This is a genomic window from Microbacterium sp. NPDC056003 (genome assembly GCF_042274785.1).
In the GTDB taxonomy this organism is placed as follows: domain Bacteria; phylum Actinomycetota; class Actinomycetes; order Actinomycetales; family Microbacteriaceae; genus Microbacterium.
The window spans coordinates 571,932-585,131 of the sequence record NZ_JBHJXQ010000002.1 but is presented as its reverse complement, the minus strand read 5'-3'; the positions used below and the strand labels follow the sequence as shown (position 1 = coordinate 585,131).

The 13,200-nt window shown below is 70.0% G+C and carries 17 protein-coding genes; 10 read left to right on the top strand and 7 right to left on the bottom strand.

Annotated elements, in window-relative coordinates:
- Nucleotides 1-93: 93 nt before the first annotated feature.
- Genes ACFC1W_RS12140 through ACFC1W_RS12130 form a run of 3 tightly spaced genes read left to right on the top strand, consistent with a single transcriptional unit; the run spans nt 94 to nt 2,629 of the window.
- Complete coding sequence (locus ACFC1W_RS12140) at nt 94-576, top strand: hypothetical protein (protein ID WP_060960666.1); 483 nt, start codon at nt 94-96, stop codon at nt 574-576.
- Nucleotides 576-1,532, top strand: a complete 957-nt coding sequence (locus ACFC1W_RS12135) for a hypothetical protein (protein ID WP_375992766.1) — start codon at nt 576-578, stop codon at nt 1,530-1,532. The genes ACFC1W_RS12140 and ACFC1W_RS12135 overlap by 1 nt, the downstream gene beginning before the upstream one ends.
- Nucleotides 1,533-1,546: 14 nt before the next feature.
- Complete coding sequence (locus ACFC1W_RS12130; RefSeq protein ID WP_375992763.1) at nt 1,547-2,629, top strand: alpha/beta hydrolase family protein; 1,083 nt, start codon at nt 1,547-1,549, stop codon at nt 2,627-2,629.
- Between the two features lie 131 nt (nt 2,630-2,760).
- Here the strand turns inward: ACFC1W_RS12130 and ACFC1W_RS12125 are convergent, their stop codons facing one another.
- From ACFC1W_RS12125 to ACFC1W_RS12095, 7 genes are all read right to left on the bottom strand, one after another.
- Nucleotides 2,761-3,159, bottom strand: a complete 399-nt coding sequence (locus ACFC1W_RS12125; protein WP_060960663.1) for a low molecular weight phosphatase family protein — start codon at nt 3,157-3,159, stop codon at nt 2,761-2,763.
- Nucleotides 3,156-4,550, bottom strand: a complete 1,395-nt coding sequence (locus ACFC1W_RS12120; RefSeq protein WP_375992760.1) for an FAD-dependent oxidoreductase — start codon at nt 4,548-4,550, stop codon at nt 3,156-3,158. Before ACFC1W_RS12120 ends, ACFC1W_RS12125 begins: the two co-directional genes overlap by 4 nt.
- Entirely contained in the window at nt 4,550-5,323 is a 774-nt protein-coding gene (locus tag ACFC1W_RS12115; protein ID WP_375992757.1) for an aquaporin, read from the bottom strand. Before ACFC1W_RS12115 ends, ACFC1W_RS12120 begins: the two co-directional genes overlap by 1 nt.
- Nucleotides 5,320-5,982: an arsenate reductase ArsC gene (locus tag ACFC1W_RS12110; protein WP_375992754.1), complete on the bottom strand. Its 663-nt coding sequence runs from the start codon at nt 5,980-5,982 to the stop codon at nt 5,320-5,322. Before ACFC1W_RS12110 ends, ACFC1W_RS12115 begins: the two co-directional genes overlap by 4 nt.
- Nucleotides 5,979-6,395 (bottom strand): arsenate reductase ArsC, encoded by a 417-nt coding sequence (locus ACFC1W_RS12105; RefSeq protein ID WP_375992751.1) that lies wholly within the window; start codon nt 6,393-6,395, stop codon nt 5,979-5,981. The genes ACFC1W_RS12110 and ACFC1W_RS12105 overlap by 4 nt, the downstream gene beginning before the upstream one ends.
- A 39-nt stretch (nt 6,396-6,434) precedes the next feature.
- Nucleotides 6,435-7,349, bottom strand: coding sequence for a metalloregulator ArsR/SmtB family transcription factor (locus ACFC1W_RS12100; RefSeq protein ID WP_375992903.1), 915 nt, complete (start codon nt 7,347-7,349; stop codon nt 6,435-6,437).
- Nucleotides 7,350-7,470: 121 nt separating this feature from the next.
- Complete coding sequence (locus tag ACFC1W_RS12095) at nt 7,471-7,992, bottom strand: AAA family ATPase (RefSeq protein WP_375992748.1); 522 nt, start codon at nt 7,990-7,992, stop codon at nt 7,471-7,473.
- Between the two features lie 61 nt (nt 7,993-8,053).
- Between ACFC1W_RS12095 and ACFC1W_RS12090 the strand changes: the two genes are divergently transcribed.
- From ACFC1W_RS12090 to ACFC1W_RS12060, 7 genes are all read left to right on the top strand, one after another.
- Nucleotides 8,054-8,338, top strand: a complete 285-nt coding sequence (locus ACFC1W_RS12090) for a metal-sensitive transcriptional regulator (protein WP_056207405.1) — start codon at nt 8,054-8,056, stop codon at nt 8,336-8,338.
- A gap of 45 nt (nt 8,339-8,383) precedes the next feature.
- Entirely contained in the window at nt 8,384-8,716 is a 333-nt protein-coding gene (locus tag ACFC1W_RS12085; protein ID WP_375992745.1) for a heavy-metal-associated domain-containing protein, read from the top strand.
- Nucleotides 8,713-10,986, top strand: coding sequence for a heavy metal translocating P-type ATPase (locus tag ACFC1W_RS12080; RefSeq protein ID WP_375992743.1), 2,274 nt, complete (start codon nt 8,713-8,715; stop codon nt 10,984-10,986). Before ACFC1W_RS12085 ends, ACFC1W_RS12080 begins: the two co-directional genes overlap by 4 nt.
- Before the next feature lie 26 nt (nt 10,987-11,012).
- Entirely contained in the window at nt 11,013-11,270 is a 258-nt protein-coding gene (locus tag ACFC1W_RS12075; protein WP_375992741.1) for a hypothetical protein, read from the top strand.
- 50 nt (nt 11,271-11,320) lie between these two features.
- Complete coding sequence (locus ACFC1W_RS12070; protein ID WP_375992739.1) at nt 11,321-11,947, top strand: hypothetical protein; 627 nt, start codon at nt 11,321-11,323, stop codon at nt 11,945-11,947.
- Nucleotides 11,947-12,432, top strand: a complete 486-nt coding sequence (locus tag ACFC1W_RS12065; RefSeq protein ID WP_375992737.1) for a hypothetical protein — start codon at nt 11,947-11,949, stop codon at nt 12,430-12,432. Before ACFC1W_RS12070 ends, ACFC1W_RS12065 begins: the two co-directional genes overlap by 1 nt.
- Nucleotides 12,433-12,535: 103 nt before the next feature.
- Nucleotides 12,536-13,141, top strand: a complete 606-nt coding sequence (locus ACFC1W_RS12060; protein ID WP_375992735.1) for a DUF305 domain-containing protein — start codon at nt 12,536-12,538, stop codon at nt 13,139-13,141.
- Nucleotides 13,142-13,200: the final 59 nt, after the last annotated feature.

The window sequence follows — 13,200 nt, the reverse complement described above, 5'->3', positions numbered from 1 at the left end:
GTACAGTGGAGAGCATTCGAGCGATCGCTGTGCCGAGGTCGTGATCGGAGGTCGGGCGTCATGAGCTATCGCGCATCTCGACATCATGAAGAGTTGCGCGCCCGCGCCGAGGCGCAGCTCGAGCGCCTCCATCTCCCAGCCGACGTAGAACTGCAAGACATCGTGAGGCAGGTCGCGGCAGCGACCGGTCGACGAATTGACATCGAGCCGGTCGGCGATCGGGACTGGGAGAACATCACCGGGCTGGTGCTACTGACAGCCGATTCGGCCAAGATCCTCGTGCGGAAGTCCGACCCTCGCTGGTACCAGTTCCACACAGTGCTGCACGAGCTGTCGCATGTTCTGTTCGAGCACGCCGGGTGCGCGACTCTGCCCGTCAAGCATCCGGGATCTCGTCATGTGCGCGCAGGTCAGACCGTGCTCGCGCGCGGCATCGTCACTCCGGACTTCGAGGTCGACCTGGACTTCGCCGACACTGAACTCGTGATCGAAGCCGAGGCGGAGAAGCTGTCGCAACTCCTGTCGCGGCTGCTGCTTCGACCTCGCCACGGCCATGACGAGGCGGTGTTCGGCTGATGGTGCTCAGTATCGAAGCAGTTGCATTCCTCGCACTGCTGCTTCTCACCCTCATCCGGTTGCCGTCCGCGATCCGCGAGCCATCGAGTCGACTGACCTGGATCGCCACGATCACCGGGCTCGCAGCAGTCTTCATGGTCGGAGTCGTCGTTCCGTTGCCGATCATCGACGGCTGGCTCGGCGGAACGAACGTCGCAAACCTCGTCCAGAACATCCTCGCGACGACCGCATTCTGGTTCGTCATGCAGGCGGCGCTCACGCTCGATGGCAGCAGGTTCAATCCGCGCAGTCTTTGGGAGCTGCCCGCGATGTTCCTCTCCTTCACCATTCCATTTCTGTTGATCGCCGATCGTGGATCGACGACGGACGACTTCATAAAGGAGACCGCGGATCAGCTCGGCCTATGGGCATACGCATCGCTCTACATGGGATGCGTCGTCTTGATCATGACCCGGATGCTTCGCGGCATCCACGGGCGCACGCCTCGGCCGTACATCCTCATCCGCATCGGCGCCTGGGGAATCCTTGGGGCGAGCCTCATCGAGATCGTCTACCTCACCCTGCGCGTCGCCGGCCTGGGGCGCACGCAGCCCGTCGAAACAGTCGGGGCTCTGTTCACGATTCCGTTCTACGGGGGTGTCGTCCTGGTGTGCGCCGGGATCATCGTGTTCGCCGTCGCCCGAGCCGGCAGAAGATCGATGAACGCGACCCTTGGACGGCTCCTCGCGAAGGCGAGCCTCGATCGCGGGATGATTGTGAAGCCCATTCCCGACGAGGACCCCGTGCACGAGACATACCGGCTGGCGGTTCGCCTGACGGACATTGCCAACAGCCAAGAGTTGACGAAGCGCGAACGAGTCCTTCTTCGCGCTGCAACTGAAATGCTCGATCGACAGATGCGGGCGCCAGCAGTAGTCCGGATGTCAAGCGTTGCGGGGACGGTGAGGGCACCTTGAAGACAATCGGCACTTTGGCCGCGGTCTTCGTCGTGCTGCTAGCGGCTGCCACAGGAGTGATCTGGCTGCTGGCACGTCGCATTGTCGGCGTCGAGCCGCGACGCAAGACTGTGACCGCTCGTCGCGTCGGCGACGATCTCGAGTTGCCGCAGAGCGACCTCACGGCTGTTGACGGGAGCTACGGCCTCTGGTTCGGAGAACGTTTTGAGCACCACGCGTTGATTGGGCCCGTGGTGTCGTCGGACGAACACCGCGTCATCCGTCGTGTGCTCAAGACGACTGCACCGATCAGCACGGAGCCCTTCGAAGCGCAGTGGACCGGACACACCATGAGCGGTCCTGCGGAAATCGACCCCGACTGGGAGGACGTGGCGGTACCTCTTCGCGACGGCGCATCAGCCCCGGCGTGGCTCTTCCGACGCACTGCCCTCGATGGGCCTTGGGTGATCCACGTTCAGGGGATTCGAACGTCGAGACTCGTGACACTGCGCTCGGTCGAGGTGGCGCAGACCGTCGGCCTGACGTCGCTGGTGATCACCTACCGAGGCGCCGGAGATGGGCCGAAGGCATCCGCGTCGACACTCGGGCAGCGCGAGTGGACGGACCTGGCCGACGCCATCGCGTACGCCCGAGCTCACGGAGCTACCGCCGTGTACGTAATTGCGTGGTCGATGGGCGCGGGGCTCGCGCTGGAACTTCTTCGCCACGACCCCATGGCGTTCGATCGACTTGCTCTGATCGCTCCTGCGACCAACTGGCGAGAGATCATCCGGCAGGGTGTGAAACGCGCTGGACTCCCGGGTTTCGTTGCTTCCGTCGTGACTTGGGCGCTCGGCTCACGCGTCGCGAGTCGACTGGCCCGGATGCCAGTTCCGCTCGACTTCGACCGGCTTGACTGGAGTCGGAACGTCACGACTGACATCCCGACGGTCGTTATCCATTCGAAACGGGACGAAGAGATTCCGTTCGAACTCACCCGCGCGTTCTCCACTCGCTCGAACGTGACGCTTGTCCAGACGGCAGATGCTCCACACGGGTGGGAGGCCAACGTCGATCCTGAGGGATTCCGATCTGCACTCCGGTCCGGGCTCCGGTGACGATAGATCGCGGCCGAGTTCGACTCGATGCTGCCGAGGCACAGTCACTGCGGTGATCCGCACTCGGCGGTGATCGATGACCAAGGCATCCGGGGGTGTCGGCGGATACTTCCGCCAACGGAGCGGCGATGTCAGTTGCGTGCCTCCTGCGAGAGTCGGCGAACGCTGGCTTGGACACGGTCGCGGAGGTCTCGGACTCCGTCGATGCCCCAGTTGGCGGGGTCGGGAAACTCCCACTCGATCAGTTCGCCTGGCACCGGGCCAGGCAGGGCGAGTCCGGGCTTCATGGTGACGACGATGTCCGCGGCCGCGAGATCCTCGACGGTGACGGCGCGAGGATGAGCGGTGGTGGTGTCGATGCCGAGCTCGGCGAGGGCCTCAGCGACCACCGGGTTGATCTGCTGAGCCGGGGTGATCCCGGCGCTGGTTGCGGTGAACCGTTCGGGCGCGGCGTGGGCGAGAAGGTGCGCGCCGAGCTGGGAGCGGCCGGCGTTGTGCTGGCAGAGGAACAGCACCGTGGGGGCGGTCATGACGGGACTCCCGCGGGGGTGAGCGCGTGCGCGCGCGACCAGGCCTGGGTCGCGGCCTGGATGGCGTCCCACGGGGAGCCGAGCGGGGGCGTGTAGGAGAGGTCGAGGTCGGAGATCTGCTCGACGGTCAGGCCTGCGTGGAGGGCGGTGGCGTAGGTGTCGACGCGCTTGGCGGTCTCGGTGCCGAGCCGGCCGACCAGCTGTGCGCCGAGGAGGCGCCCGGTGGTGGTGTCGCCGGTGATGCGGATGCTGATCGGCTGCGCGCCGGGGTAGTAGCGCTTGTGGTCGTCCGCGACCGACCCGATCGTCGACGGGGAGAACCCGGCGGCTGCGGCGTCCTGGTCGCGCAGGCCCGTGCGGGCCGCGACCAGCTCGAAGACCTTCACGACCTGGGTTCCGACCGACCCTGCGAACCGTGCACCACCGCCCAGCGCGTTCTCCCCGGCGATGCGGCCCTGTTTGTGCGCGGTGGTGCCCAGCGGCAGGTAGGTGGTGCCGAGGAGGCGGTGGTGGGTGATGACGCCGTCGCCGGCGGCGAAGACGTGCGGCAGTCCGGTGCGCATCTGCTCGTCGACGACCACCGCGCGGCCGGCGCCGATGGTGGCCCCGGCCGACTCGAGGAGGGTGGTGTTCGGGTGGACGCCGACGACGGCGAGGACGAGGTCGGCGGTGTGGGTGACCGGCTCGCCGTCTTGGGTGGCGTGGACGGTGAGCCCGTTCGTGGTCTTCTCGACGGCGTGGACGGTGGTGTCGGTGTAGACGAGCACGTCGTGGTCCTCGAGCTCGGCGCGGACCAGGGCGGCCAGTTCGGGGTCGAGGGTGGAGAGCACTTCGGGGCCGCGCTGCAGCTGCGTGACCTGGATGCCGCGCGCGGCGAAGGCTTCGGCCATTTCGAGGCCGACGTAGCCGGCGCCGATGATGATCGCGGTCTGCGGGTCGCGGCTGGTCAGGTGCTCGTCGAGCGCGAAGGTGTCGCCCATCGAGTGGATGACGTGGACCCCGTCGTCCGGGCCGAGCCGGTCAAGGCCCGCGATGCCGCCGTGGGAGGGCAGGGCGCCGGTGCCGACGACGAGCTCGTCGTAGCCGATCACGTCCTCCCTGCCGAGCCGGTCGCGGACGGTCAGGTTCCGGTCGGCGACGTCGATGCCGGTGGCGAGGGTGTCCAGCCGCAGCGACATGCCGGTCGCTTCCAGGTCGGCGTGGGTGCGGTGCGCGAGGGACTGCCACGGAGAGACTTCCCCGGTGAAGTAGTACGGGATGCCGCAGATGGAGTAGTTCGGGTAGGCGTCCGCGACGATCACGGTGACATCAGCGGTGGGGTCGAACTCGCGGGCGCGCAGCGCGGCGGAGATCCCCGCGTCGCTGCCGCCGATCACGGCGATATGGGTCATCAGGAGGTCTCTTTCGTCTCGGTCAGAACGGGCTCGGCGACCAGGTCGCCGGCCTCGGTGGCATGCGGGAACAGCAGGACGGCTAGCCCGATGCCTGCGGCGGCGCCGACCAGCTGGGCGCCCAGGAACGGCAGCACCGAGCCGGGGGCGATGCCTGCGAACGTGTCCGTGAAGATCCGGCCGATGGTGACGGCGGGGTTCGAGAACGACGTGGAGCTCGTGAACCAGTACGCGGCGCCGATATAGGCGCCGACCGCGGCCGCCACGACCGGGACGGAGCAGCCGGCGCGAGCCAGGCCGATGATCAGCAGCACCAGCCCTGCGGTCGCGACGACCTCGGCCAGCACCGTCGCAGGGGTGGCCCGGCCGGTCGTGGAGATCGCAGTCGGAGTAGCGAACATGGCGTTCGCGAGGACTGCGCCGCCGATGCCGCCGAGGATCTGCGCGGAGATGTATAGGGCGAGCAGCGGAAGCGAGAGCCCCGCGCGGGTGCGGCGCCCGAGGAGGGCATCGGCGAGGGACACCGCGGGGTTGAAGTGCGCGCCGGAGACGGGGCCCAGCAGCAGGATCAGCACGCCGAGGCCGAAGGCGGTGGCGATGGAGTTCTCGAGCAGCTGTAGGCCGGTATCCGATGAGAGCCGTTGCGCGGCGATCCCGGAGCCGACCACGACCATCACCAGCAGCCCGGTGCCCAGCATTTCGGCCCCGGCCCGGCGGGCGAGCGCGCCGATCGTCGCCCGCGTTTCGGTGCGGGCGGGTGCGGGTGCGCTCACGTCCCGGCTGCTGTCAGGTCGGGGGTGAGCTCGGTGAGCAGCTGTTCGACGTGCTCGCGGATCTCGTCGCGTACCGCGCGGACGCCGGCGAGATCCAGGTCGGCCGGGTCGTCGAGCTGCCAGTCCAGGTACCGCTTGCCGGGATACAGCGGGCAGGCGTCGCCGCAGCCCATCGTGACCACGGCATCCGCGGCGCGCACGACGTCGTCGGTGAGCGGCTTGGGGAACTCGTCGCCGACCGTGATGCCCTCCTCCTCGAGGACCGTCAGCACGGAAGGCAGCAGCCCTGCGGCGGGCTGGGAGCCGGCGGAGCGGACGTGGACGCGGTCGCCGCCCAGGTGCCGGGTGATCGCCGCGGCCATCTGGGAGCGGCCGGAGTTCTGGACACAGACGTAGAGGATCTCCGGCACCCGCTTGGCGATCAGGCCGCGGGACTGCGCGAGAGCGGTGAGCCGGTCGCGGGCGAACTTCTCCGCCAGGCTCGCCAGATGCGTCGAAACGCTCGCGGTGCGCGCCAGGGCCGCGTAGGACTCGAACACCACCCGCTCGACGGTCTCCTCGCTGACCATGCCGGCGAAGTTGTGGGCAAGGCGCTCGGACGCGCGGTGCAGCACGGAGTCGGGGAACAGCAGCGCCTCCTGGCCGCGGTGCTCGTTCATGCCGTCCTCCTAGCGGGCAGGAGCTCGTCGATCAGCGTCTCGACGCGACCGCGGATGTCGTCGCGGATGGGCCGGACGGCCTCGATGCCCTGACCGGCCGGATCGTCGAGCTCCCAGTCCTCGTACCGCTTGCCGGGGAAGATCGGGCAGGCATCGCCGCAGCCCATCGTGATCACGACGTCGGACTCTCTGACGGCGTCGACGGTGAGGATCTTCGGGATGTTCCCGGCGATGTCGATGCCCTCCTCGGCCATCGCCTGCACCGCGACGGGGTTGATCTGATCCTTCGGCGCCGACCCGGCCGACAGCACCTCGATCCGGTCGCCGGCCAGGGCCCGGAGATAGCCGGCAGCCATCTGGGACCGGCCGGCGTTGTGCACGCAGACGAACAGGACGGTGGGCTTGTCGTTCATGGGGTCTCGCTTCCTCTTGAGAAAAGCATAGACCGAAATCTATTGATTAGCGACAGAGATCGTGGGGAGAAGCTCGGGGAGGAGCTCGCGCACGCGCCGGTCGATGTCGTCGCGGATGCGGCGCACCGTCGCCGGCGGCTTGCCGACCGGGTCTTCGAGATCCCAGTCCAGATAGCGCCGGCCAGGGTAGACCGGGCAGGCGTCGCCGCAGCCCATCGTGATGACGTAGTCCGCCGCCTGCACGACGTCGTCGGTGAGCGGCTTGGGGAACTCGCCGCCCAGCGGCACGCCGATCTCGTCGAGAGCGGACACGATCGACGAGCGCACGTCGTCGGCCGGCGCGGAGCCTGCGGTGCGGACAGTGACGCGATCGCCCGCCAGATGACGGAGGATGCCGGCGGCGAGTTGTGACCGGCCGGCGTTCTGCACGCAGACGAACAGCACCGTGGGCACTGTCGTTTCGGTGTCCGTTGCGTCGCGGCCGAGGTCGTCGAGTCGCGCGGCCGCGAACGCTGCGGTGCGGGACGCGAGCAGCGGGGTGTGCTCCCTGGCCGACAGCAGCCGGTACGAGTCGTGGACATACTGCTGCACGGTCTCGCGGCCGAGCGTGCCGCGGTAACGGGCGGCGAGGTCGTCGACCACCCGCTCGAGGTCCGGATCGCCCCCTGCCGCCGAACCGCCGAGCAGGGCGGTGACGCGGTCCTCGTGGTCGGGGTTGATCGAGTACCAGACCCGGCGCCCCTCGGGTTCGCGCACCACGATCCCCTCGGCGTGAAGGGCGCTCATGTGATGGCTGACGGTGGGCTGGCGCAGCCCGAGCTCGTCGGCGAGCCGCCCCACCAGCGCCCGCCCGTCCTCGGCATCGCGGATCAGCTGCACGATGCGCGCGCGGGTGGGGTCGGCGAGCACCGTCAAGGGTGGGTCACCGACTACTTCCGCCTTCACTGAACGCATAGACACAGGTCTATCTTAGAGGTCGCTTCGGCCACGAGTCCGCTCGTCGCGCTGCGTTCACTCCCTGTGCCGGCGGGGTGAGAAGGCCGACGTACGCTTGAGGATGAGATTCACCCGCGCGTCAGGAGCGAGCGCGGGAACGGTGACGACGGGGAATGGCAGTTCCCGGTACACCTGCCCGAGCAGGTCGTGGATGCGCCGCTGCGCGGCGGGGTCCTCGGTGCGCAGCGTAGTCGGGCGCCAGTGGGAGCAGGTCCAGCAGGAACACCGTCGCGTACTGGGCGCCGGCCAGCGCGCCCAGCAGGGCGGGGTCGGGGTCGATGCCGAGGAACCGGTAGTAGGCGAGCGAGTCCGGGAGGGCGCGGTCCAGGAACACGGTCTGCTGCGGATCGAGGGCGCGCTCCTGCTCGATCTGCATCTCGACGACGGCGCGCTGGAACTCGCCCTGCCGAGCGCGGATCTCCTCGGTGCTGCGTCCGGTGATCCGCTGCAGGTCGATGTAGTGGCGGGGGTGCTCGATCGTGGTCGTGTATCCGCGGTCGCGTAGCAGGTTGACCGTGGTGGTCTTGCCCGAACTGGGACCGCCCGTCACGACGTGCCAACGGGTGGTCTGTGCGGGCCGCGTCTCCTGGATGCTGGTCATGACCCCACCCTATACCCTGTACCCCTACAGGGTATGGTAGGTTGTGGTGTGGAGGTGCGAGATGGCACACGGGTATGTGGACAACAAGCCGGCGCTGCTGGCGCGGCTGAGCCGCGCGGAGGGTCAGGTGCGCGGGATCGCGCGGATGATCGACGAGGACGTGTACTGCATCGACGTGCTGACCCAGGTGTCGGCGGCGACGAAGGCGCTGGAGTCCGTCGCGCTGGCGTTGTTGGAAGACCACCTCGCGCATTGCGTCGCGCAGGCCACCGCCGAAGGCGGCCCGGTCGCGGAGGAGAAGCTCCGCGAGGCGAACGCCGCGATCGCCCGGCTGGTCCGTTCCTGACCGCCCCTTGCACGTCTTGGTTTTTCGATCGAAAGGAAAGAGCACATGTCTGGTTTCGAGTCTCGTGATCTGGGTCTGACGCAGTCCGGCGGCGGGTGCGCCTGTTGCTCCGGGCACGCCTCCGCGCAGGCCGCGCCGGCGGCGGTGGCGCAGCCGGCCGTGGTCGCGGAGTACCTGGTGGAGGGGATGACCTGTGGTCACTGCGTGTCGAGCGTCACGGAGGAGCTGTCCGAGCTGTCCGGCGTGGGCGCGGTGGATGTCCAGCTGCACGCCGGCGGGCTGTCGAAGGTCACCGTCGGCAGCGCCGCGCCGCTGGACGCGGATGCGGTGCGGCAGGCGGTGGAGGACGCCGGGTACCGGCTGGCGCCGGTCTCATGAGCGTCCGTGATGTCGAGCTCGACATCACGGGCATGACGTGCGCGTCGTGCGCGACCCGGATCGAGCGGAAGCTGAACAAGCTGCCCGGCGTGGAGGCGACCGTCAACTTCGCCACCGAGAAGGCACGCGTACGCACCGACGCCACTCCCGACAGCGAGCTGATCGCGACCGTCCAGGCCGCCGGGTACGACGCCGTCGTGCCCGGCCCGCCCGACACCGCGGCCGATGTGGCGCCGGCGCGGGATGAGGAGCTGGTATCGCTGCGGCACCGGCTGATCGTGTCGGCGGCGCTGAGCCTGCCGGTCGCGGTGCTGTCGATGGTGCCGGCGTGGCAATTCCTGAACTGGCAGTGGCTGGTGCTGATGCTCGCGGCGCCGGTCGCGGTGTGGGGGGCGTGGCCGTTCCACCGTGCCGCGGCGGTGAACATCCGGCACGGCGCGGTCACGATGGACACGCTGATCAGCCTGGGCGTGCTGGCCGCGTTCGGGTGGTCGCTGTACGCGCTGTTCTTCGGCGGCGCGGGGATGCCGGGAATGCGGATGAGCCTGCAGCTGTTCGGCACCCCGCAAGCCGGCGGCCATGAGCTGTACCTGGAGGTCGCGGCGCTGGTGACGGTGTTCATCCTCGCCGGCCGGTACATGGAGGTCCGCGCGAAGCGGCAGTCCGGCGAGGCGCTGCGCGCCCTGCTCGAGCTGGGCGCGAAGGATGCCGCCGTGCTCCGCGACGGCACCGAGCAGCGGGTCCCCGTGGCCCAGCTGGTGCCGGGGGATGTCGTGGTGGTGCGGCCGGGGGAGAAGATCCCCTCCGACGGCCTGGTCCGTGAGGGCTCCTCCGCGGTGGACGAGTCGATGCTCACCGGCGAATCCGTCCCGGTCGAGGTCTCGCCCGGGTCCCGGGTGGTGGGGGCGACGGTGAACGCCGGGGGCCGGCTGCTGGTGGAGATCACCCGCACCGGCGCCGACACGGAGCTGGCCCGGATGGGCCGGCTGGTGGAGGAGGCGCAGACCGGGAAGGCCCAGGTGCAGCGCCTCGCCGACCGTGTCTCGGCGATCTTCGTGCCCGTCGTCATCGCCCTCGCCGTCGCCGCGTTCACCGTCTGGATGCTGGTCGGCGCACCGCCCGAGGTCGCGTTCACCGCGGCGGTGACGACCCTGATCATCGCCTGCCCCTGCGCGCTCGGGCTCGCGACGCCCACGGCGCTGCTGGTCGGTACCGGCCGCGGGTCGCAGCTGGGCATCCTGATCCGCGGACCCCAGGTGCTGGAGCAGACCCGCCGGATCGACACCGTCGTGCTGGACAAGACCGGCACCGTCACGACCGGCACCATGACCGTCACCACCGTCCACCCCGTGCCCGGCACCGACCCGGAAGAGCTGGTGCGGGTGGCGGCGGCCGTCGAGGACGCCTCGGAGCATCCCATCGCCCGCGCGATCGTCGCCGCCGCCGGGGGCGAGCCTGCCGCGGCCGAGGGGTTCGTGGCCCACCCGGGCGCCGGGGTGCAGGCGGTCGTCGACGGGCGGGCCGTGGTCGCCGGGCGCGCCGGGTGGCTGGCCGACCAGTGGGCGCTGAGCGTTTCCGGCGAGCTCGCGGCACGGATCGCCTCGGACGAGGACGCCGGGGCGACGGTGATCGTGGTGGCGTGGGACGGGGCGGTGCGCGGCGCGATCAGCATCTCCGACACCCTCAAGCCGCACAGCGCCGAGGCGATCGTCCGGCTCAAGAAGCTCGGGCTCACCCCGGTGCTGCTCACCGGCGACAACCCGGGCGCGGCCCACGCGATCGCCGCGCAGGCGGGCATCGACGACGTCCGCGCCGGGGTCACCCCCGCCGGCAAGCTCGATGCGATCCGGGCACTGCAGGAGGCCGGGCATGTCGTGGCGATGGTCGGCGACGGGGTCAACGACTCCGCCGCGCTGGCCGCGGCGGATCTGGGCATCGCGATGGGCACCGGCACGGACGCGGCGATCACCGCGTCGGACCTGACGATCGTGTCCGGGGACCTGCTGGTGGTGCCGGACGCGATCCGGCTGGCCCGCCGCACCCTAGGCACGATCAAGGGGAACCTGTTCTGGGCGTTCGCGTACAACGTCGCCGCGATCCCGGTCGCGATGCTCGCCCTGCTGAACCCGGTCGTCGCGGCCGCCGCGATGGCGTTCAGCAGCGTGTTCGTGGTGACCAACAGCCTCCGGCTGCGCCGCTTCCGCCCCCTGCCCGGCGTCCCCACTCCGGCACCCGCCGCCGCCGAGCGCGTCCCCGCGTCGGTGGCCTGACCACGCGAGAAGAACGGAGAACCCCGATGACCGCCCACACCCACACACACGACCACGACCACGACCACGACCACGACCACGGCACGCATCATCACCATGAGCCGGCGCCGGGCGCGAGCGAGCTGGTGCGTTGCCCGGTGATGCCCGGCAACCTGGTCAACCCGCAGGACGCGGAGTTGAAGGGCCTGTACCGCGACTATCAGGGCATGCGGTACTGGTTCTGCTGCGCGGACTGCGGTCCGCTGTGGGACGCCGACCCTGCCCGGTACGCCGCGGCCGCCTGACCCGCCCACGAGCAGCGCGAAGACGAGAACCCGGAGCGAGGTGAGCAGGGATGGATGTCGCGGTGGCGGTGGTGCAGGCCTACCTGCGGGTGAACGGGTATCTCACCGTTGCCGAGTACCCGGTGCTGGATGCCCCGACCCGTCCTGCGCGCACGGTCACCGACCTGGACATCCTCGCCGTCCGCCTGCACCGCACCCCCGGCCCGGCCGACGCCCCGCTGGATCCGGCGCTGGGCGCGGTGACCGGCGCGGCCGACATGATCGTCGGCGAGGTGAAGGAGGGCCGTCCGCACCCGAACCCCGCGATGCGCCACCCTGCCGTGCTGGAGGCCGCGCTCACCCGGTTCGGCTGCTGCCGGCCCGCCGACGCGCCACGGCTGGTCGCGGAGTTGCTGCGCACGGGGCGGGTCACCGCCCCGGAAGGGCACACGATCCGCGCGGTCGTGTTCGGCAACCCCACCTCCGCCCCCTCACCGCGCACCCCCTGGCACATCGTGCCGTTCGCCCAGGTGCTCGGGTTCCTCGAAGAGCACGTCTCCGCGCACTGGCAGGTGATCGGCAGCACCCAGATCAGGGACGACACGCTGGGGCTGCTCGCGCTGCGCGAGAAAGCTCGCCGCGCCGGGGCCCATCCCCCTGTTGCGGCTACCCTGGACTCTGAGGGGGGGTCCCGGTGATGCTCGCCCTCCGCTCGATCGTGCACCGCCACCGGCTCCCCGTGCGCACCCTGGCCGCCGTCCTCCTCGCCGCCGCGGTGATCGTCGGGCTGCTGGCCATGCACGTGCTCAGCAGCGGCACCGCCGACCACGCCCCCGCCGCCCCGGCCGCTGCCGCCGTCTCCGAGATGGCACCGGCCCCGCCGTCGCACGACGCGGCGCCCGCCGCCGGCCATCCCGGCACGGCGCAGGCCGGTGCCGCTCAGGCCGCCCCCTGTGACTGCGATGCACCGATGGCGCCGATGGCGGCGCCGGATCACTCGATGCTGATGATGGCGTGCGTGCTCGCCCTCCTGGTCGGCCTGCTGCTGATCGCCGCGCCCGTCCTCACCGGCGTGCTTGCGGTGCTGGCCTGCACGACCGACACCGGGCTGCAGGTGGCCCGTCGCGGGGTGGCGCGCGCCCGCGCCCCCTCCCTTCTCGTCCTCTCGATCAGTCGGACCTGATTCGCCGCCGCCTCTTCCCCGGACCCGATCCCCGGGGGGAGTGCTCCGCCCTGCCCGGGCACCGAATCACCTCTGTACTCGACTGACACGAAAGGACCCTCCGATGAGGAGACTGCGCACTATCGCACTGACCAGCTCCGCCCTGCTCGCCACCGCCCTCGTTCTGGCCGGCTGCGCTCCGCAGGACGGCACCATGCCGGGCATGGACCACGGACCCGGTGGGATGACCGCGACCACCGAACCCGCGGCGGAGTTCAACGCCGCCGACGAGATGTTCGTCACGATGATGATCCCGCACCACCAGCAGGCCATCGACATGGCCGACATCGTCCTGGCCAAGACCGACGTCGCCCCGCAGGTGACCGCGCTCGCTCAGCAGATCAAGGACGCCCAAGGCCCCGAGATCGAGACCATGCGCGGCTGGCTCCAGGACTGGGGCGTCGACTACGACGACTCCATGGGCGGGATGGGACACGGCGACGGGATGATGTCCGACGACGACATGACCGCCCTCGAGGACGCCTCCGGCCCGGAGGCCGGCCGGCTGTTCCTGGAGCAGATGATCGTGCACCACCAGGGCGCGATCGAGATGGCCGAAATGGCGCTGGAGTCCGCCCAGAACCCCGACGTGACCGCCCTCGCCACCCAGGTGATCGAGGACCAGACCGCCGAGATCGCCACCATGCAGGACCTGCTCGCCACCCTGTGACCGCACCGGGCGTGCGGGAACCCATCCTCCCGCACGCCCGGCCCCTTCTCGCACCGCTC